General features: G+C 69.4%; 21 protein-coding genes and 1 tRNA gene. 9 read left to right on the top strand and 13 right to left on the bottom strand.

Annotated elements, in window-relative coordinates; genetic code table 11:
- Positions 1–133 precede the first annotated feature (133 nt).
- From QT196_RS23630 to QT196_RS23645, 4 genes are all read left to right on the top strand, one after another.
- Positions 134–538: a PPOX class F420-dependent oxidoreductase gene (locus QT196_RS23630; protein WP_168480880.1), complete on the top strand. Its 405-nt coding sequence runs from the start codon at positions 134–136 to the stop codon at positions 536–538.
- 122 nt (positions 539–660) lie between these two features.
- Entirely contained in the window at positions 661–2,055 is a 1,395-nt protein-coding gene (gene cysS / locus QT196_RS23635; RefSeq protein WP_168480881.1) for a cysteine--tRNA ligase, read from the top strand.
- 128 nt (positions 2,056–2,183) lie between these two features.
- Positions 2,184–3,140: a 23S rRNA (guanosine(2251)-2'-O)-methyltransferase RlmB gene (gene rlmB / locus QT196_RS23640; protein ID WP_168480882.1), complete on the top strand. Its 957-nt coding sequence runs from the start codon at positions 2,184–2,186 to the stop codon at positions 3,138–3,140.
- A 154-nt stretch (positions 3,141–3,294) separates the two neighbouring features.
- Positions 3,295–4,935: a DoxX family protein gene (locus QT196_RS23645; protein ID WP_248001281.1), complete on the top strand. Its 1,641-nt coding sequence runs from the start codon at positions 3,295–3,297 to the stop codon at positions 4,933–4,935.
- A gap of 319 nt (positions 4,936–5,254) precedes the next feature.
- On the opposite strand, the gene QT196_RS23650 is transcribed toward QT196_RS23645, so the two are convergent.
- From QT196_RS23650 to ugpC, 3 genes are all read right to left on the bottom strand, one after another.
- Positions 5,255–5,983 (bottom strand): nucleotidyltransferase family protein, encoded by a 729-nt coding sequence (locus QT196_RS23650; RefSeq protein WP_290355625.1) that lies wholly within the window; start codon positions 5,981–5,983, stop codon positions 5,255–5,257.
- Positions 5,984–6,013: 30 nt separating this feature from the next.
- Entirely contained in the window at positions 6,014–6,433 is a 420-nt protein-coding gene (locus tag QT196_RS23655) for a hypothetical protein (protein WP_168480884.1), read from the bottom strand.
- A 264-nt stretch (positions 6,434–6,697) separates the two neighbouring features.
- Complete coding sequence (gene ugpC, locus QT196_RS23660) at positions 6,698–7,834, bottom strand: sn-glycerol-3-phosphate ABC transporter ATP-binding protein UgpC (protein WP_168480885.1); 1,137 nt, start codon at positions 7,832–7,834, stop codon at positions 6,698–6,700.
- Between the two features lie 176 nt (positions 7,835–8,010).
- Here ugpC and QT196_RS23665 point away from each other — a divergent pair.
- Positions 8,011–8,084, top strand: a tRNA-Thr gene (locus QT196_RS23665).
- Positions 8,085–8,185: 101 nt separating this feature from the next.
- Here the strand turns inward: QT196_RS23665 and QT196_RS23670 are convergent.
- The 10 genes from QT196_RS23670 to QT196_RS23715 form a co-directional block, all read right to left on the bottom strand.
- Positions 8,186–9,337 (bottom strand): site-specific integrase, encoded by a 1,152-nt coding sequence (locus tag QT196_RS23670; protein WP_290355626.1) that lies wholly within the window; start codon positions 9,335–9,337, stop codon positions 8,186–8,188.
- Positions 9,337–9,525, bottom strand: coding sequence for a helix-turn-helix domain-containing protein (locus QT196_RS23675; RefSeq protein WP_290355627.1), 189 nt, complete (start codon positions 9,523–9,525; stop codon positions 9,337–9,339). The genes QT196_RS23670 and QT196_RS23675 overlap by 1 nt, the downstream gene beginning before the upstream one ends.
- Positions 9,522–10,940, bottom strand: coding sequence for a replication initiator protein RepSA (gene repSA / locus QT196_RS23680; RefSeq protein WP_290355628.1), 1,419 nt, complete (start codon positions 10,938–10,940; stop codon positions 9,522–9,524). The genes QT196_RS23675 and repSA overlap by 4 nt, the downstream gene beginning before the upstream one ends.
- 88 nt (positions 10,941–11,028) lie before the next feature.
- Positions 11,029–11,337 carry a SpdD-like protein gene (locus QT196_RS23685; protein ID WP_290355629.1) on the bottom strand — a complete coding sequence of 103 codons (309 nt, stop codon included), beginning with the start codon at positions 11,335–11,337 and terminating at the stop codon, positions 11,029–11,031.
- Between the two features lie 23 nt (positions 11,338–11,360).
- Complete coding sequence (locus QT196_RS23690) at positions 11,361–11,516, bottom strand: hypothetical protein (RefSeq protein ID WP_290355630.1); 156 nt, start codon at positions 11,514–11,516, stop codon at positions 11,361–11,363.
- An 18-nt stretch (positions 11,517–11,534) separates the two neighbouring features.
- On the bottom strand, positions 11,535–11,726 hold the full coding sequence (locus QT196_RS23695) for a mobile element transfer protein (protein ID WP_290355631.1): 192 nt from the start codon (positions 11,724–11,726) through the stop codon (positions 11,535–11,537).
- Positions 11,727–11,745: 19 nt separating this feature from the next.
- On the bottom strand, positions 11,746–12,423 hold the full coding sequence (locus QT196_RS23700; RefSeq protein WP_290355632.1) for a DUF2637 domain-containing protein: 678 nt from the start codon (positions 12,421–12,423) through the stop codon (positions 11,746–11,748).
- An 80-nt stretch (positions 12,424–12,503) separates the two neighbouring features.
- Positions 12,504–13,859 carry an FtsK/SpoIIIE domain-containing protein gene (locus tag QT196_RS23705; RefSeq protein WP_290355633.1) on the bottom strand — a complete coding sequence of 452 codons (1,356 nt, stop codon included), beginning with the start codon at positions 13,857–13,859 and terminating at the stop codon, positions 12,504–12,506.
- A gap of 2 nt (positions 13,860–13,861) precedes the next feature.
- The gene (locus QT196_RS23710) at positions 13,862–14,218 is read right to left on the bottom strand and encodes a hypothetical protein (RefSeq protein ID WP_290355634.1); all 357 of its coding nucleotides are present in this window, start codon (positions 14,216–14,218) and stop codon (positions 13,862–13,864) included.
- Between the two features lie 139 nt (positions 14,219–14,357).
- Complete coding sequence (locus QT196_RS23715; protein ID WP_290355636.1) at positions 14,358–15,137, bottom strand: GntR family transcriptional regulator; 780 nt, start codon at positions 15,135–15,137, stop codon at positions 14,358–14,360.
- Between the two features lie 18 nt (positions 15,138–15,155).
- On the opposite strand from QT196_RS23715, the gene QT196_RS23720 reads away from it, so the two are divergent.
- The 4 genes from QT196_RS23720 to QT196_RS23735 all read left to right on the top strand — a co-directional run bounded on the left by QT196_RS23720 (position 15,156) and on the right by QT196_RS23735 (position 19,185).
- Positions 15,156–15,623, top strand: a complete 468-nt coding sequence (locus QT196_RS23720) for an NUDIX domain-containing protein (RefSeq protein ID WP_290355637.1) — start codon at positions 15,156–15,158, stop codon at positions 15,621–15,623.
- A 1,928-nt stretch (positions 15,624–17,551) separates the two neighbouring features.
- A complete protein-coding gene (locus QT196_RS23725; RefSeq protein ID WP_290355638.1) occupies positions 17,552–17,968 on the top strand; it encodes a hypothetical protein in 417 nt (138 codons plus the stop codon).
- Positions 17,965–18,282, top strand: a complete 318-nt coding sequence (locus QT196_RS23730) for a hypothetical protein (RefSeq protein WP_290355639.1) — start codon at positions 17,965–17,967, stop codon at positions 18,280–18,282. Before QT196_RS23725 ends, QT196_RS23730 begins: the two co-directional genes overlap by 4 nt.
- 324 nt (positions 18,283–18,606) lie before the next feature.
- Positions 18,607–19,185, top strand: a complete 579-nt coding sequence (locus QT196_RS23735; RefSeq protein ID WP_290355640.1) for a hypothetical protein — start codon at positions 18,607–18,609, stop codon at positions 19,183–19,185.
- Positions 19,186–19,191: the final 6 nt, after the last annotated feature.

The following is a 19,191-nucleotide window of genomic DNA, read 5'->3' on the forward strand; positions in this document are numbered from 1 at the left end:
GCAGGGCCCGGACCGGCGGACGCGGCGCCCGGCATTCCCCCGTATGGAGCGGGAATGCCGGGCGCCGCGCGGGTGTTGGGGGGACCATCGGAGTACTCGTGTCCCTCGGAACGGCCCGCAGGAAGGACCCCTCGTGACTGCCACCCTGTCCGACGACCTCAAGAAGCTCCTCGACACCCCGGTCTTCGTGACCGTGGCGACCGTCCAGCCCGACGGCAGCCCCCAGGTCTCCCCGGTCTGGGTGAAGCGCGACGGCGACGATCTGCTGATCTCGACGACCGTCGGCCGCCGCAAGGAGCGCAACCTCCGCCGCGACGCCCGGGTCTCCGTTGTCGTCCAGCCCTTCGACGCGCCCTATACGTACGCCGAGGTCCGCGGCTCCGCCTCGCTCAGCACCGAGGGCGGCCAGGAGCTGATCGACCAGCTGTCGCGGAAGTACACCGGCAAGCCGTACGCGGAGTTCAACCCGGCGTCGGCCGAGGACGCCGAGCGGGTCGTGGTGCGGATCACCCCGCGCAAGGTGGTGGGCAGCATCTGACCAGGCCCGGGGGCCACTCCGGGCGGGTGACACTTCCGGCGAATCGGGCGGTTGTGGCGGATCTGTTTCCCCGTGGCCCAATGGGTCGCGGGGCACTGCCTCGTTCCGACTACCCTGGTTCCGTGACGATTCGCCTGTACGACACCAGCGCCCGGCAGATTCGCGACTTCACCCCGCTCGTGCCGGGCTGTGTCTCGATCTACCTGTGTGGCGCGACCGTGCAGGCCGCCCCGCACATCGGGCATATCAGGTCGGGGCTGAACTTCGACATCATGCGCCGCTGGTTCGACTACCGCGGCTACGACGTGACGTTCGTGCGCAATGTCACGGACATCGACGACAAGATCATCAAGAAGGCGGCCGAGCAGGACCGCCCCTGGTGGTCGATCGGTTACGAGAACGAGGTCGCCTTCAACACGGCCTACGACTCCCTCGGCTGCCTGCGTCCCACCTATGAGCCGCGCGCCACCGGCCACATCCCCGAGATGATCGAGATGATGCGCGGCCTGATCGAGCGGGGCCACGCCTACGCCGCCGACGGCAACGTCTACTTCGATGTGAAGTCCTTCCCGGAGTATCTCCAGCTGTCCAACCAGGAGTTGGACAACCTCCGCCAGCCGTCCGGCGAGGGCGAGACCGGCAAGCGGGACCCGCGCGACTTCGCGATGTGGAAGGCGGCCAGGGAGGGCGAGCCCAGCTGGGAGACCCCCTGGGGCCGCGGCCGGCCCGGCTGGCACCTGGAGTGCTCGGCGATGGCCCACAAGTACCTGGGCTCCGCCTTCGACATCCACGGCGGCGGCGTCGACCTCGTCTTCCCGCACCACGAGAACGAGATCGCGCAGGCCAAGGCCTACGGCGACGACTTCGCCGCGTACTGGTCGCACAACGCCTGGGTGACCATGAGCGGCGAGAAGATGTCCAAGTCGCTGGGCAACTCCGTGCTGGTCGCGGAGATGGTCAAGCGCTGGCGCCCGATCGTGCTGCGCTACTACCTGGGCACCCCGCACTACCGCTCGATGATCGAGTACAGCGAGGAAGCGCTGCGCGAGGCCGAGTCCGCGTTCGCGCGGATCGAGGGCTTCGTCCAGCGCGCGGTCGAGAAGGCCGGCGTCGTCGAGCCCGCGCCCGAGGTGCCGCCGGCCTTCGCCGAGGCGATGGACGACGACCTGGGCGTCCCGCAGGCCCTGGCGATCGTGCACACCACCGTCCGCCAGGGCAACTCCGCGCTGCTCGCCGACGACAAGGAATCGGCGGTGGCCCGGCTCGCCGAGCTGCGGGCGATGCTCGGCGTGCTCGGCCTGGACCCGCTCGACGAGCGCTGGGCCGGCGCCGGCACGGACCGCGGCGACGACCTCCACGGCGTGGTCGACTCCCTGGTCCGCCTGGTCCTCGACCAGCGCCAGGCCGCCCGCTCCCGCAAGGACTACGCCACCGCCGACGCCATCCGCGACCAGCTCCAGCAGTCCGGACTCGCCATCGAGGACACCCCCTCGGGCCCGCGCTGGTCGCTGTCCTGACCCCCGTCCCGCCCGCCACCGGCCCCCCGGATTCGACCGCCCCGGGGGCCGCGGGCGACACTCATTCCATACGTACGTCCCCACTCCACGTCGCGAGACGTCGAGAGCAGTGAAGAAACAGGTGACCCATGGCCGGCAACAGCCAGCGCAGGAACCGCCGCACGTCCAACAAGAAGGGCGCGCAGGTCGGCAGCGGCGGCAAGCGGCGCCGGAGCCTGGAGGGCAAGGGCCCGACCCCGCCCGCCTCCGCGCGCAAGGGACACAAGAAGAACCGGGTCGCCAACGCCCAGGCGAAGCAGGCCGCGGCGCGCCGCCCGGCCCCGCGGCGCGGCGGCGCCAAGGGCACCGCGGAGCTGGTCGTCGGCCGTAACCCGGTCTTCGAGGCGCTGCGCGACGGCGTGCCCGCGACGAATCTCTACGTCCAGCAGTTCATCGACACCGACGAGCGGGTGCGCGCCGCGCTCCAGCTCGCCTCGGAGCGCGGCGACATCAACCTGATGGAGGCGCCGCGCCCCGAGCTGGACCGGATGACCAACGGCCTCAACCACCAGGGCCTGGTCCTCCAGGTCCCGCCGTACGACTACGCGCACCCCGAGGACCTGGCCGCGGCCGCCTTCGACGAGGGCGCCGACCCGCTGATCGTCGCGCTCGACGGCGTCACCGACCCGCGCAACCTCGGCGCCGTGGTCCGTTCCGTGTGTGCCTTCGGCGGCCACGGCGTGGTCGTGCCGGAGCGCCGGGCGGCCGGGATGACGGCCGGTGCGTGGAAGACCTCGGCGGGCACCGCGGCCCGTACGCCGGTCGCCCGCGCCACCAACCTGACCCGGACCCTGGAGTCGTACCAGAAGGCCGGTCTGACGGTCGTCGGGCTGGCCGCGGACGGCGAGCTGGAGCTCCAGGACGTCGAGGCGCTGGACGGCCCCGTCGTGATCGTCGTCGGCAGCGAGGGCAAGGGCCTGTCGCGGCTGGTCGGCGAGACCTGTGACGTCCGGGTGCGGATCCCGATGCCGGGCGGCGCGGAGTCGCTGAACGCCGGTGTCGCGGCCGGTGTCGTCCTGTGGGAGGCGGCCCGCCGCCGCGCCTGAGTCCGGTGCCCCGGGGCGCCCGGCAGACCGCCGCGCCACCCCGGGGCAAGGCCTGACCCTCCGTACGACTTCGCCGGATCCCGTGATCTTTTGACGGGTCTCGGACAGATCGACCCGGTCAAGGCAGTGTCTTTCACGCGAGTCACTCGGTTAGATGAGCGTGGACACCAGAACACCCCGCACGCCTACGGGGGGACGCTCGCCGGGCTTCGATGACGAGCCGGGCCTGAGCTCGGTCAAGGTGCCGTGCGATCCCGCGCAGGTCATCGTCAACCACGCCAGTTTCCGCGTACAGCTCGCCGCGCCCGCGGCGGGCAGCGCCATGGCCGACACCGCGCACATCCCCGGCGTCCGGGGCTCGGCCGCCGGTGCCAGACGCCGGGCGCCCGTGGTGTGGAGCGGCCGCACCGCACCGGGCGGCACGGCCGGCGCCACCACCCAACTCCTGCACGCGGTACGCGACGCGGGCATCGGCCTCGACGGACCGGGCGAGGACGTCGGCACGACCCAGGTCCTGCCGCGAGTCCGCCTCGACGACGCGCCCCCCGCCCAGACCGTGATCGGCCAGCGCCGCCCCGCCCAGAACGACACCAAGCTGCTGCACGGCGTACGCCCCGTGGGCAGCGCGTACGCCGACACCTACCGCGACAGCCCCTACCGGGACACCTCGTACGGCAGCCGCGGCCCGCTCGACGACGACTACGACGACGACCGCTTCGAGGCACCGGACGGCTACGACCCCGGCGGCCGGCGGCGCGGCGCCGACTCCGTGCGGCACGCGTACTACCCCGGCCGCCGGATGAACCTCGGCGTCGTCCTGCTGCCGCTGCGCATCTTCCTCGGCCTGATCTCCGTCTACGCCGGGATGGGCAAGCTCTGCGACCCCGTCTACTTCGACGGCGGTGAGCGGGGCTCGATGGTCAAGTGGCTGCTGTCGCTCGACCCTTGGGCGCTGGCCGTGCCGCTGCGCGACTTCGCCGTCTCGCACCCGGTCGGCGCCGGTCTGACCGTCGCCTTCCTCCAGGTCGTCGTCGGTGTGCTGACCATCTGCGGACTGTGGCAGCGGGTCGCCGCGTCGATCGGCACGCTGCTGTCCGCGGTGCTGCTGATGACCGTCAGCTGGCGCACGGTCCCCGCCTACGACGCCCCCGACATCATCTACCTCGCCGCCTGGAGTCCGCTGATCATCGCGGGCGCCCCGGTCTACTCCATGGACGGGCGGCTGGCCGGTGAGGCCTGGCGGCGGCTCGGCCCCCGTGTCGAGGTGGCCGACCTGCGGCGCCGGGTGCTGCGCCGCGGCGCCGTGATGACCGCGGTGGTCGCCGGGCTGACGCTGCTCATCGGCTCGCTGCTCGGCGGCGCCGTACGGTCCGCGACGGTCGCGCCCGTACCGCGGCCCGGCGAGCCCGCGATCAACAACCTGCCCGGCTCCCCGCTCCCCCGCCCCGGCAAGCGCGCCACCCGCCCCGGCCACCGGCACACCGGCAGCGCCGCACCGCGCCCCGGCAAGCCCTCCGCGGGCGCCTCGCACAAGGCCCGCAAGCCGGGCACCCCGGCCGCCTCGGCCCCCGGCACCGGTCGGTCGACGGGCAGCAGCAGCGGCCTCGCCGAGCAGCCCGGCGCGACCACCAGCGCCCCGCAGCAGACCGTGCCGACCCGTCGGGCCCCGGTACCGAGCCGGGTGCCCCCGTCGGCGGGCGGCACCGGCGGCGGCACCACCGGAACCGGCAGCAGCGGCAGCGGCAGCTCCGGAAGCGACTCCGGCCGCGACGCCCTGGGCGGCCTCCTGGGCTGACCCCGCCGCCCCCGCCGCGTCCCCGATCGCCCCGATCTCCCCTTACAGCTCTTCTGCACCGGCCGTCGGGGGGAGGGAGGGGTGGTCGGGGACTGGTGTGTGTGGGCGGTGGGACGTCGTGCGCGGTTGAGGGCGGCGGTGGGAGGTCGTGAGCGGCCTCCAGCGCGGCGTTGGTGGCCCGTGGCGGCGTGCGGGTGGGTGGAGGGGCCCGTGGCGGCGCGCGGTGGGGAGGGTGGCCGTAGTGGCGGTCCCGGGGGCCGTACGGCTACCGGGACCGGGCCGGGCCCCCAGGGGCCCGCCGCGGCCCCGATACGCCCGCTCAACGCCCTTGGGCGCTCAGCTCCTTGGCGGCCTCGGTGAGGTCCTTGGCGGTGTCGATGGCGCGCCAGTAGGCGCCCTGGGGGAGCGGGAAACCGGCCAGCCGGCGTTCACGGGCGAGGCGCGGGAAGGTGGTGCGCTCATGGTCGCCGCGGTCCGGGAGCAGCCCCGTGAAGGCCGCGGAGAAGACGTAGACGCCGGCGTTGATGAGATACGGCGAGGGCGGCGACTCGATGAAGTCCAGCACATGCCCGAACGCATCGGTCTCCACGGCGCCCCAGGGGATGTGGGGGCGGGCCAGCGCGAGGGTGGCCTCGGCGGCGCGCTCGTGGTGGAAGGCGGCCATGTCGCGGAGCGGGAAGCGGGTCCAGATGTCGCCGTTGGTGGCGTACCAGGGCTCGTCCGGGCGGGGCAGTGAGCCCGCCGCGTACTTGAGGCCGCCGCCGCGGCCCAGGGGTTCGGTCTCGACAACGGTCTTGACGCGCAACGGGAGTTCGGTCTGCTCCAGCCAGTCCTGGAGCACTCCGGCGAGGTGCCCGCAGGAGATGACCGCGTCCGTGACGCCTTCCTCGGCCAGCCAGTTCAGCTGGTGGCCGATGATCGGGGTCCCGGTGCCGGGAATCTCGACCATCGGCTTGGGGCGGTCGTCGGTGTACGGGCGGAGACGTGAGCCCTGGCCGCCGGCCAGGACCACGGCCTGCGTGGGATAAGGATGCGGGGCACCTGTCATGGATCGCACCCTATGCGGTGCGAGCGGGGGTCACTGGGCGGCGGCGACGCCGGTGGCGAAGGAGGTGTCGCAGACCGGGCGGGAGAAGGCCTGGGCGCGGTGTGCGGCGCCGTACTTGGCGACCGCGGCACGGCCGAGGTCACGGGCGATGGAGACGCAGTGCTTGGCCAGCGAGGGGCGCTTGGTGGTCGCCTCCTGGAGGTGGGTCAGGGCGACGCCCGGGTCCTTCTCCTGGAGTTCGACCAGGAGGCGCTTGCGCAGGGCCTCCTCGGGCGCGCGGGCGGCGGTCTTGGTGACGGCCTTGCCGGTGGCCGCGGTCAGTACCTGGGAGTCGGTGGCCGTCGACGACGCCCACGGGACGGCGGTGACGGCGAGGGTCCCGGACAGCACCAGGACGACGGGGAGGACGAGGGCGAGAGTTCTGCCGATGCGGCGGGCTGCGGAGTTCACGGTCGCGATCGTAGCGAGGAGTGATGATTTGGCGACATTTGGTCACCTTATCGGGGGACGCAATGGCTCGTCGGTGCGGTTGTGGGGTTGACGCACTGGTACGGAAAGTCAGGTTATGTCCCTATGGTGCCGACTTGGCGGCGGGGGGATGGGAGTTGTTGCCGACGAACGCTGCGGCGGGGGTGCGGGAGTTGTTGCCGGCGAACGCCGCGGCGGCGGCCCCGGATGCCCCGGGACCGCCGCCGCGCTCGCTCTGCGCCCGTATCAGTCGGTGAGGCGCTCACCGGACGACGTCGAGAAGACATGCGTCTCGCCCGCCCGCGGCACGACGTGCAGCCGGCTGCCCTTCTCCGGGACCTGGCGGCCGTCGACCCGTACGACGAGATCCTTGACCTCGCCGCCGACCTCCGCGGTGCCGTACACATAGCCGTCGGCGCCGAGTTCCTCGACGACATTGACCGTGATGGCCAGACCGGCCGGTGCGTCCGCGGACTCCTTGGACAGCGACTTCGCGGCCGCGCCGTTCTGCTCGACGATGTCGAAGTGCTCGGGGCGCACCCCCACGGTCACCGTCCGGTCGCCCTTGTCGGCCGCCGAGGCCAGCGCCTCACGGTTGATCGGGACGACGCTGTTGCCGAACTTCACGCCGCCGTCGGTGATCGGCACCTCGACGAGGTTCATCGCGGGCGAGCCGATGAAGCCCGCCACGAACAGGTTCGCCGGCCGGTCGTACATGTTCCGCGGCGAGTCGATCTGCTGGAGCAGACCGTCCTTGAGCACGGCGACCCGGTCGCCCATCGTCATCGCCTCGACCTGGTCGTGCGTGACGTACACCGTCGTGATCCCGAGCCGCCGCTGGAGCCCCGCGATCTGCGTACGGGTCTGGACGCGCAGCTTGGCGTCCAGGTTGGACAGCGGCTCGTCCATCAGGAAGACCTGCGGCTCCCGGACGATCGCCCGGCCCATCGCGACCCGCTGCCGCTGACCGCCGGACAGCGCCTTGGGCTTACGCGACAGGTACTCGGTCAGGTCCAGGATCTTGGCCGCGTCCTCGACCTTCTGCCGGATCTCGGCCTTCGGCACGCCGGCGATCTTGAGCGCGAAGCCCATGTTGTCGGCGACCGTCATGTGCGGATACAGCGCGTAGTTCTGGAACACCATGGCGATGTCCCGGTCCTTGGGCGGAAGGTGGGTGACATCGCGGTCCCCGATACGGATGGCGCCTCCGTCGACGTCCTCCAGCCCCGCGAGCATCCGCAGCGAGGTGGACTTGCCACATCCGGAGGGGCCGACCAGAACAAGGAATTCGCCGTCTTCGATGGCGATGTCCAGTTTGTCGACGGCGGGCTTGTCGGAACCCGGGTAGATCCGGGTTGCCTGGTCATACGTGACCGTAGCCATGATGAGAGTCCCTTCACCGGCAGGAACGTGCCGGACGATCCGAGTAAAAGGAGTGGTGTAGTCCACTGATATGGACTCTCCGTGACGCTACCCGCGGCGGCCCCCGATGTCAGTAGCCCGGCAGTCACGAAATGGGAACCGGCATCCGGCCCGCCTGGGTACACTGCTTCACGCACGCCTCCTTAGCTCAGCTGGCCAGAGCACCGCTCTTGTAAAGCGAAGGTCGTCGGTTCGAATCCGACAGGGGGCTCTGAGCTTGAACAGGGACGAAGCCCCGGGCCGGTGGTGGCCTGGGGCTTCTGACATCTACGGGTGACATCAACGGGGCGGTCGGAGTGCCGTCAGCCGTGATCAGTCTCGGTCGAGCCGCCGTTTCAGCAGCCGGTCCATGTGGCTGATCGCTTCCCGTTGGGTGTCCTGGGCGACGTGGGTGTAGACGTCCATGGTCATGCTGATCTGGCTGTGGCCGAGGATCTCCATCAGGACGCGAGGGGCGACGCCGGCCGCGGTGAGCAGGGTGGCGCAGCCGTGCCGGGCGTCGTGGAGGCGGATGGGGCGGAGGCCGGCTGAGGTGGTGAGCCGGGAGAAGGAGCGGTTCAGGTTCCGCGGCTCGATCGGGCGACCGGAGCGGGTGGTGAAGACCAGCCCGGACGGGTTCAGCTTGGTGTCCCGCTTCTCTGCCTCGTGGGACTGGCGGAGCCGGTGCCAGCGGAGCGCGGCCAGGCAGATCAGGGGCAGCGGTACGGGGCGGCTCTTCCCGGTCTTGGTGGTGTCCTGGTACAGCTCGCCACCGATGCGCTGCACCTGGTTGCTGATGCGGATCACCCGGCCGTCGAGGTCTACGTCCGACCAGCGCAGGCCGAGGACCTCACCGCGGCGGAGGCCCATGGCGATGGCGAGGACGAAGGCCGCGTAGAGGGGATCGCGGCGGGCCTCTTCGAGGAACGTCAGCGTCTCGTCCAGCGACCAGGGTGTGGTCTCGCGGCTGACGACCTTGGGAGCCTCCACGAGCGAGGCAACGTTGCGCGTGACCAACTCCTCCCGGGTAGCTGCTGTCAGGGCTGTACGGAGCACGCGGTGAGCTTCCTTGGCTGTTGCGGGGGAGGACTTGCGGGCGACGTCGGCGAGGAACACCCGGACGTGGCGCGGGCAGAGAGTCTCCAGCCGCTTCGTGCCGAGCAGGGGCACGAGGTAGAGCCGTACGTGCATCGCGTACTTGCTGTACGTGCTGCGCTTCCGGTTGGGCTTGATCACGTTGTCCAGCCAGTACGGCAGCCACTCGGCGAGCTTGGCCGAGCGGGTGGGGACGGGGACGCCGCTGTCGACCTTGGTGAGGAGTTCGCGGCGTTTGGCGTCGCACTCTGCCCAGGTCTTGCCGTAGGCGAACTTGCGGGCCCGGGTGCCGTCGGGCTGGAGGACGTAGACCGCGCACTGGTAGCGGCCGTCCTTGCGCTTGGTGATGGTGCCGGCACCGTTGGGGTTGCGCTTGCGCTGCTGCGACATCAGGCGACCTCCTCGATCCGGTCGCGGATGTAGTCCTGCACGGCGTTTTCGGGGATGCGGCGAGCACGGCCCTCGGTGATGGAGACGAGGCGCTTGGAGCGCATCAGGTCGTAGACCTTGGAGCGTCCGAACTTGAGCCGTGCCATGACCTCGGGCACGGTCAGCAGTTGGCCGGTGGCGGTGGTCATGTCCAGTCATCTCCTTCTTTGGCTTCGAGTTCGGCGCGTGCTTCACGTGCGGTGTCGCGGTTGGCTTGGATGTCGCGGGCGATGGTGGCGGCGAGGGCGGATTCGCCGGGGGTGTGGCCGTGGCCGGCGTACTGCCAGTCGGTCAGGACGAGGACGGTGTGCGGCTCCAGGGGCTCGAGGCCGAGGGCTTCGCGTTCTTGGGCGGCGCGGAAGTCGGCGCGGGCCGCGCGCAGTTCGCCGAGAGTGACCGAGTAGCGGCGGGACTTGGAGGAGAAGTGGCCGCGGAAGCCGAGCATGTGGGCCCAGGCCCAGAGGCGGCGGTCCGGGTAGAGCGGGTCCAGGGTTTTGCACGCGGTGATCAGGTGGCGGGTGTGGTCGGGGACCTGGTGGTGGTCCAGCTCGGTGAGTTCGCCGATGCGGCGGTCGAGGGTGCCGGTGATCTCGGCGGCTTTGGTCGCGTACTTCGCGACGTAGGAGGCCACCGCCTGTTCGGTGATGTCGGAGCCGTCGCCGAACGCCTTGACCGGCTGTACGTCCAGCTGCGTGCCCCAGCGGAAGGTCCGGGCGGGCTGGTCGCCGGCAGCCGAAGCCGTGACCGAGGTGTAGGAGTGCGCGGCGGCGGCGTGGATCGCATCGGTCAGCAGGTCGACGCTCGCCCAGGACGGAGGCGGTGTTCCTGGCCCGTCCGGTCCGTCGATGCGGATCACCGCGTGGAAGTGGAGGGCGCCGCGCTTCTGGAACTCGGCGACCTTGCCGTAGGAGAGGCGGGCGGATTCCTTGAGTTCGCGTTGGGTGAGGCCGGCGCGGGTGGCCAGTTCGCGGCGGAGTCGCGTGGTGAACCGTTGCCAGAGGTCACCCGCGTGGTTGTTGAACAGGACGGCGGCGGCGTAGTCGTACGTCTCGGGGTCCAGCGCGGTGCCGAGCGCCGGATCGTCCGTGCGGTGCTGTGTGCCGCAGCGGCAGGCGCCTCGGTCGGGCCGGTTGTGCACGGCGCCGAAGGAGGGCGCGGTGAGGGTGGTGAAGACGCGGGGGTGGTCCCGGACGGTGGCGGGGATGTCGCGGCGGCCGTCTCCGGCCAGGCCGGCGCGGATGAGGTGGTAAGTGTCCCCGGCGTAGGTCCAGGCGCAGGCGGGGCAGCGGGAGGCACGGCGGTTGCCGCAGGCGAGGCGGAGCCGTCCGCCGGGTTCGGCAGCGGTCGAGTAGTGGTGCAGGGTCTCGCCGGACGCGCGGTCCTTGGTGAGGGTCCAGCCGGTGAGGTGGATCGGGTCGGAGCAGCCGCCGGTGCGGTGGATCTGGTCTGCCCAGCGGTCATAGTCGGGGGCCGAGGCCACCCTCAGCAGGTCGCCGAGGGTGGTTGGGTCGAGGAGCGCGTCAGGCACGGGCGACCTCCCGCGTACGCGGGTGTGGTCGGTCATGATGGGGTTCCTTCCGGATCTGTGGTTCGGGCAGGAGCACGGCTCCCGGGCGGCGGAGACTTGGCGGTTGAGGCCGCCCGGGAGCCGGTCAGCGGTGCGTGCGCCCGGAGGTGAGCAGGGAGCGGAGGACGACCGCGCAGACGGCGACGGACACCCCGCTGACGGCGACCGCCAGGAGCATCGACACCAGGACGGCGCCGACGATCAGGACCACGGCTGTACCGCCGCCGACGAGGGCGAGCGCGGTGCCGGGCGTGAGTTGAACCGCGGGGCGGGTCGAGGACTGAGCGACGGGAGCCGGCGGCGGGGTGGGCCGCACGAGGGCGGTCGGTTCGACAGCGGGAGGGATGACGAGTCCGGTGGGCGTCGGGTTGGTCGGGACCTTGGGGCGGAACATGGCGGATCTCCCTTCTGTGGGTGTTACTTGACGACCGTGTTGATGGCGGGGGCCAGGAGGCTGTCGGCGATGAGGTAGCCGCCGAGGAGGAACACGGCCACGAGCCACCAGGGCGGGCGGATGAGCTTGATGCCGAGGTAGCCGACGACGATCAGGGCGAGCCAGAGCGGGACGTCCATGGGGGTCTCCTCAGTCGGTCAGCGGACCGTGCAGCGGTGGGTTCGGGCGGCGAGCTGGGCGGCCGAGCGGCTGGAGAAGTCGGCGGACCAGCCGCAGCGGTCGGAGGTGCAGACGGCGGCGTGCTTGGTGCGGCCGTGACGGTCGCGGTAGGTGCCGATCTGCACGGGGCCGATCCGCATGACGGAGTGGAAGTGGTCGCGGGCAGGCATGGTGGTTCTCCTTGCTGGTTCAGGTGAGTTGGGCGGCGATGGAGTCGGCGAGCTGGGGCGGGACGCCGAGGCGGGCCCGCAGGGTGTCGGTGTCGATCTGGTCTCCGGTCCGGGCGCGGTGCTCGTCGGCGACCTTGCGGGCGTGGGCGACAAGCGCGGCCGGGACGGGCGCGGGCGTGGGCGCCGGCCGGGGCGGTTCGACGGGGGGTTCGGCCACGGGGAGGCTGGCGTCCAACTCGTCTGAAGTGGCCGCAGGTTCAGTGGCTGCGGCCGAATCCGGTACGGGATCGGGGGCCGGTGTCACGTCGGCCCGCGGGGCGGGATCGGTGGCTTCGGCCGCGCTTTGGGTGTGGGCCAGCAGGGTCCCGCCCAGGAAGGCGAGTGCCGGCCATCCGGCGATGCCGAAGCGGAGCCAGGCGGGCGGGTGCTGGAGGTCGAGGAATCCGGCGGTCGCGACGTTGGCGCCGAGCGAGGCCACCAGGGCGATCACGAACCAGCACCAGGCGAGCCGGGACGGCCCGTCATTGCGGAGCCGCCGCCAGGCCGCGACCAGCAGCAGGTCGACGCTGATCGGGTAGGCCCACGCCTTCCAGCCGTCCTGTCCGGCAGCGGCGGCCAGGTCGTGGAGGTGGGCGAAGGAGAGCGCTCCGGCGATGACGGCTTGTACGAGAACGGCGTCCGGGCGGATGCGTCCCATGACGGTTCTCCTTCCGGAATCTGGCATGGAGGGGGTAGGGACCTGGCGCGTTGAGGTGGCGCCGACCTTGGAGCGGGGGATCAAGCAGTCGCGCTGAATGCCTTGTTGAGTGGCGCAGTGTCGGAGGCCGACGAGGCGACGGCAGGCCGGAAGGGCGCGAGCGCGGGCACGTTCGGCGTGCGCTCAGCGTGCTTGTTGCAGAGGTTGACCGCTTCGCGCAGTGAGGTGTGCGGGGCGCGGATGCGTGACCAGCCACCGGTCGAATCCCCGGCGACCGCGACGCCCGGGGTGTTGGCGGGTATCTGGATGGCGGCCAGTGCGGCCTCAGGGGAGATGTCGCCGAAGGCCATGTTGGCGCTGGTCTCGTCGTTGACGCGGTGCACGGTACGGCCGGTGAGCTGGGCTCGAAGCATCGTGATGCCCTTGCCGAGTTCGGAGCCGAAGCGCTGGCCGCAGATCTCCAGGTAGATGCCGGCGGCGCGGCCGAGCTGCGCCAGACGAACGAGCGCGGTGATGATCCGGTCCCGGCGCTTCTCTTCCTCCTTGGAGGCGAAGAGCGCGAGTTCGGACACCTCGTCCACCAGGACCACGACGGGCTTGGGACGCAGGTCCTCGGCCAGATCCCAGATGTCGGCGGCGATCTCCGCGTCGGGGACGTTCACACTGATGCGCTGTTGTTCGCGGACGAGTTGGTAGACGGACTCCATGTGCGACACCAGGGCTTCGAGCAGTTCGAGAGCGGTCTCCTGGTCGTCGGCGAGGGCGGAGAAGCGGCGAGCGAACGGGAACAGCTCGACCCCCTGCTTGCAGTCGATACCGACGAGCGCGACGTCTTGAGCAGCGAGGCCGGCCACCAGATTGCGCTGGTAGACGGACTTACCCGACTCGGTGGCCCCGAGCGTGAGCCCGTGCGGGACGGTCCGGTAGTCGCGGTAGTGGACCGATCCGTCCTCGCGCAGCGCGACGGGCACACGCATCGGTGCGCGGTCGAGCTTGACTGGCATCTGTACGCGCCTGAGCACGTCGTAGCCGGTCATCCGTATTTCGACGACGCCGGAGCGGATCTCCCGGGCGATGACGCCGTACATCCCGAAGGAGTGCCGCAGTCGATCGGTAGCGGCGGAGACATCGAAAGCGTCCTGGCCGGGCCGGAGCTTGAGCCGCAGGACCAAGCCGGTGCGGGTCGGCCGGAGACGGAGGATGCGCGGGGCGCGTGGCTCGGGAGCCGGTCGGTAGGTCATACGGGCGAGTGCGAGCCGCCAGCGCGCGGGCGGGACCGTCAGACCGCAGGCATCCATGACCGAGGCGTACCGGACTAAGACCCGCAGCACGGCGAAGGTGATCCCGAAGGCCATCCAGTACCAGGCGGGACGCCGCCACCGCAGTACGAGAGCGGTGGCGACGAGCAGCAGCAGTACGACCGAGAGACGGGCCATGATCAGGCCGCCTCAGCCTGCGAGTCACCGGCGGCGAGCGAGGTGACGGCCACGGCACGGAAAGCGATGCCGTGCCGCTTCTGCCCGTTGAACTCGTTCTCCCACGGCCGGGCGATCAGGCCGGTCAGCGCCACCGGCACACCCATGCCCAGCTCACCTGAGATACCGGTCTCCGGGACGGTGACGGACAGGATCTCCACCTCGTCGTTGGCCGCGAACATCACGTCCACGGTCATCAACTTCGCCCCGGACTCGATGTCGAGGGCGACCTCACCGGTACGCCGGTCCTTGATCTTGATCTGCGGCTGCTTCGCGACCATCACGGTCGCGGCGGAGGTGTCGACAGGGATCTGACGCACGCTGGATCACTCCTCTATAGATGCTGAACTCCGTCACTCATGTACATGAGTGACATGAAGAAGAGTGCCTGACTCCTGTACATGAGTCAACCCGCCTCGACGAAGAAGTCGGGGCGGGTTGAGGAGAGTTGAGCGAGTGTCAGTCCGTGGCGGGGATGCGGTAGCTGAAAACGAACTGGTCAGCGGCCATGAGGGTGTCGCAGACCTCCACCACGCGGCCCTCGGTCGTCAGCGCCTCACGGACGAGATGCACGACGGGGGCGCCAGGGCTGAGCGCCAGCTCGGATGCTTCCGCCTTGGTTGCCGACCGAGCCTGCAAGGTCTCGACGAACTCGGCGAACTCGTGCCCGTGGTCTTCGAGTCGGGCGTAGATGCCGCCACCGCCGGGGTTCTCGGCGAACAGCTCGGGGATGTCCTTCACCACGTCCCAGGGCAGGTACGAGCTGGCCGTCTCGACCGGAGTGCCGTTACGGAAGTAGAGCCGCCGGCGGGCGAGGACCTGAGTGCCGGGCTCGACCCCGAGGCGATCGGCCACGTCCTCCGGGGCCTCCATGGGGCCGATGTACAGAACGCTGACCTTGGCCGTGGCTCCGGACTGCGCGGACTCGGCCAGATAGGCGGCCTTGCCGCCTTGCCGGTGCGAGCGACGGAAGCGGTCGGAAGAGCGGTGCCGTACCGGCGGCCGGTCCTTCACGATCGAGCCCTTGCCGTGGCGGGTCTCCACCAGGCCGCTCGCCCGGACCTCCGCCATCGCCTTACGGATCGTGCCGCCCGAGACGCCGTAGCGCTCGACCAGCTCGGATTCACTCGGCACCATCTCGCCGGGCCTGAGGACCCCAGCCCTGATCTGCTGCACGATGTCGTCGGCGATCTGCACGTATCGAGGTACGGCCCTATCCCCTCCTACCGCGGTTCCCATAGTTCTCCCCATCCTCCTATGCTCCTGTACATGAGTAACAGCGCCCCGGAAGCCCAGTCAACGCCACTGCACTCCGTGTCCGTGGCCGGAGTGGTGGTCCGCGAGGACGGCAAGCTCTTGACCATCCGGCGGGCCGACAACGGCGCTTGGGAACTCCCGGGTGGAGTGCTCGAACTCGAAGAGACCCCGGAGGCCGGCGTACGGCGCGAGGTCTGGGAAGAAACGGGCATCCACGTCGAGGTCGACGAGCTCACCGGGGTCTACAAGAACACGACACGAGGCATCGTGGCCCTGGTCTTCCGCTGCAAGCCAGTGGGAGGCGAGGAGCGCACCTCCGGCGAGTCGACGGCGGTCACCTGGTTCACGCCCGAGGAGGTGGCGGAGTCCATGTCCGAGGTCTACTCAATCCGGCTCCTGGACGCCCTGGACGGAGCGGGCCCTCACGTGCGAAGCCATGACGGCAAGCGGCTGGCGTCGGCGCGATAGAACTTTCTCTACTTCATCAAGCTCCCGCCCTTCGGCCGGGAGAAGGTGGTGGGGGAGCACTCTGCGGGGCTTCGCCCGGGGCCGTTCCCTTGCCGGTCTCCCCAAGCCGATCGCGCGGAACTCATCGCCAGTTGAAGCAGTCCATGGAGAGCCGAGCCAGGACAGCAGCAAGCCCTGCACCTCGATGACCACACGTCTTGCGTCCTGGTCCCCGCGGGACGGCCTTCGGCTCATGGCTTTGGTCGGCGGATGCTCTTGCCTTCGGCATCCGGCGCACAGGTCAACGGCTTGCAGCCGCCGCTACGAATCACACCCCACTGGCCCGCTGGGCGGGCCGGCGCGGGCTCGTGGGCTCGGGCGACGCTCCTGCCTGCGGCCCGCTCCGCCCGGCCCCCGGCCCCGCGCCACCTGAAGATGCCCCGGGGTGATTCCTCGCGCTTTGCCCCCTCCACAGCAGCGCCGGCCGAGCAGGAATCCCGCCACCCGACATCACAGCCGATGCCGCCCCCACGAGGCCCGACGCAGCCACCCGCCACCAGGACGGAGGGAGCAGTCATGCAGGCCCCCGGAAGCTTAGGGTCAAGAGTCCAGGCGGGAGCCCGAGGGCGGCGAAGAAGTGCGAAGAGGTGGGCGAGGAGGGTGAGATGGAAGCGGTCGGCCGTCTCAGGTGCCCACGGTCACATGGCACGCGTGGCCGCCTCTCGTCGGCGACAACCAGCGATCGAGGGTGCCAAAAGCAAGCTGGCTACGGGAGGGGTGGGGTCGGCGCGGCCGAGCACTCCGGGCATGCAGGCCGGCAAGGGGCGGGCCGCCGTACCGCCACCGTCACGAATGCAGGAGCGTGAGCGGACCGGGATCCCGATCCGTGGCTGAGGGGGAGCTATCTGCTGCCGCGAGGTGGCCAAGCCCGTCATGGGCGCTCCGCTAAGTGCCCCACCGTTGTGACCGCGTCAAGATGATCACGCGTCGTTCTTTGGCCAGAGGGGCAGAGGTGAGCCTGCACGAATCCGTAGAGATTGAGCCAAACGCAAGACCAACGGAGTCCCTTAAGTTCACTTTGTGCCCGCCTCGTCGAGAGGGGAGTTCCCCCTCACAGGGGGCCGAGTGCACCGCGTCGAGGTCCCTCTGCACGGCGGCGGTACCTCAGTGCACGAGCGGGCATATGCCAAGACTCGATAACAGCCAGGTCAGAAGCGTGGTAACTGAGTGCGACGAAAAATCGTGACGGCGCCACTCGCTCATCGCGAGGGAAGCCGAATCCGGATTCCAGTGCCCCGCTCAATAGCTGGCCACTGATACGTTCCGTGGCCATAAAAGGGCCCCGTCCTTTTTATCTCACCAGACCAGGACGGGGCCGGAACGCACCCTATACGAGGCACGTAAGGAAGGGATGGCATGTCTGACACTCCTACCGAGTCAGAGCCTAGCGGAGGACGGCAAGGCGGCGGTGCGACGTGGTTGCCGATCTTGACCGGACTCGGAACCCTGCTCGCTGGGGTCGGCGCCCTGATCAATGCCCTGCGGTGAGGTGCACGCAGTACAGCAGCCGCATACCGCAACCTGGACAGCCGGCTACGGACTTAGACGGCTCTCACGAGTCTTAGGCCGCCTAGTTTGACCATCAGCGACCGATCCACATAGAGCTACGGATCAGAAGACGCCCGTGCCCATCCCGTGCCCGTTTTGACGGGGAACCACGGGGAAGGCCGGGCAGTCGAAGTGCGTAGGCAGAGCGAAGGCCCCTGACCGATCTTCCTGGTCAGGGGCCGTTTCGCCGTGCTGAGCTGCGGAGGCTGTGGGATTTGAACCCACGATGACGTTGCCGCCACGACAGTTTCAAGACTGTGCCCGAAGTGCGATGCTGCTCATGGGCCAATAGCATCTTGTGGTGAACATGCGGCATCGCGCACCAGGAGGTGCGAAAGCTGATGGCGGAGAGCCCTTACGTTTGGGCCCTGAAGCGTGTCACCGTCTGGACTGCTGCGGTAACGCTTATGGCCGCCCTAGCACTCGCATTCCACATGATCCTCGACGCCAGAAGCGCAGCCGAGGTGTACATCAGTGGCGAGCTTGTACTCAGTGGTTTCCTGATCATGGTTGGTGGTCTCGGGGACCTGCTGTGCGCTAAGGAGTGGCCTCAACACTGGTTCGGCAACGCCCTTCTCGTCTTGTCCTGCATTGGCGCAACCGGTTACGCAGTGCTGGCATACGTCATGCTTCGCGACTTGGGCGCGCATACTGACAGCAAGGCAATCATGTGGGCCACCAGCTCTTTCGGCGCCAGCGTTTTTTGTGGTACCTCTTCAGTCTGGCTGGCTGCCAGCACCGCGAGAAGCGAGGCATGATCATGAACTTCGTGCTCCCAATAGCCGGTGCCGCTCTGTGCGTGATCATTTCCTGGACGGGTGCGATCATCACTTCACGAGCCGTGCGAAGCCGCCAATGCGCGCCGTCATCACAACACGCAGACGTCATGGCTCGCGCCGAAGCAGAGCACGTGAAGGCGCAGGAGCTCGCCGAAATCATGGAGCGACTAGCCGAAAGCGCTCGAACGTCCGCACGTGAGGAGGCTCCGGTTCCCTTGCGTCTCACGTCCAAGGAGAAGCGGATCTTCGGCATCGATTCGAACATCGAAGTGCGCGTCCCACACCACGGCTGACCCCAACCGCAAGCGGAACCAATCTGCCGGGCCGTCTCCGGGCCGTGGAAGGGTGCGCAGCGACGACCAACGCTCACACCCACCGACAGCTACGTCACAGGTCGCAGCGTTGATCAATTACACGGCCGCAGGTCAGAGACCCGGCGGGTCACTTCTTCGGCTACTGGTTTCGGCGGCGGGCCTCAGTCTCGGCGCCGATTCGGCGGCGCCCCTCTTGTGATCAATCCTCAGGCCCAGAGAACTTCCCGCTGGCAGCATGGGGCCATGGCGGACTCTCTACTCGTGGCGGTCGTAAGTGTCGTTGGAACACTTGCAGGTGGCGGAATGACCGCAGTAGTTACATTCCGGTCGGAACGGCGCAAAGATGCAGCCCTCGTAGAACAGCAGCGGCTGCAGCTCCTTTCCGCTGAACAGCAACAGGCACAACTACTGCAAGCTGAAGAGCGTCGACAGGTACGAGAGCTGCAGATGGACCACCGTCGGCAGGTGTATCAGCAGTTTCTGGCCGACGTCCATGTCGTCAACCACGACGGTGACAGGCTTGGTGACATGATCATGCGCTCCTATTACGAGGCGGTGGGCGGCATCGACGCCTTAGCTGCAGAAGTCGACGCAGCCGTGAGAGCGGCCGGCGGCTCGGTGCACAAGGTGCAGCTGGAGGGGCCTGAAACGGTATCGCAACTGGCTGATGAGCTCATGACGTGCTTGTCTCAGCTGCCTCCCACACTCAACATATTGCGGCGTTGGCGGCGGGATGGAAGCCGTAGCGAGCCGGGCGAGGAGACGCCCGTCGATTCGTGGTTCCAGGTCCACTCCCGCCTGAATGATCGCCTCGATGCCTTCGTGGCAGCAGCACGTGGCGCCATGGATGATCTGCTCCGCGTGAATCAATCGGGGCGATAGACAGGG

The organism is Streptomyces sp. P9-2B-2, from assembly GCF_030406865.1.
In the GTDB taxonomy this organism is placed as follows: domain Bacteria; phylum Actinomycetota; class Actinomycetes; order Streptomycetales; family Streptomycetaceae; genus Streptomyces; species Streptomyces platensis.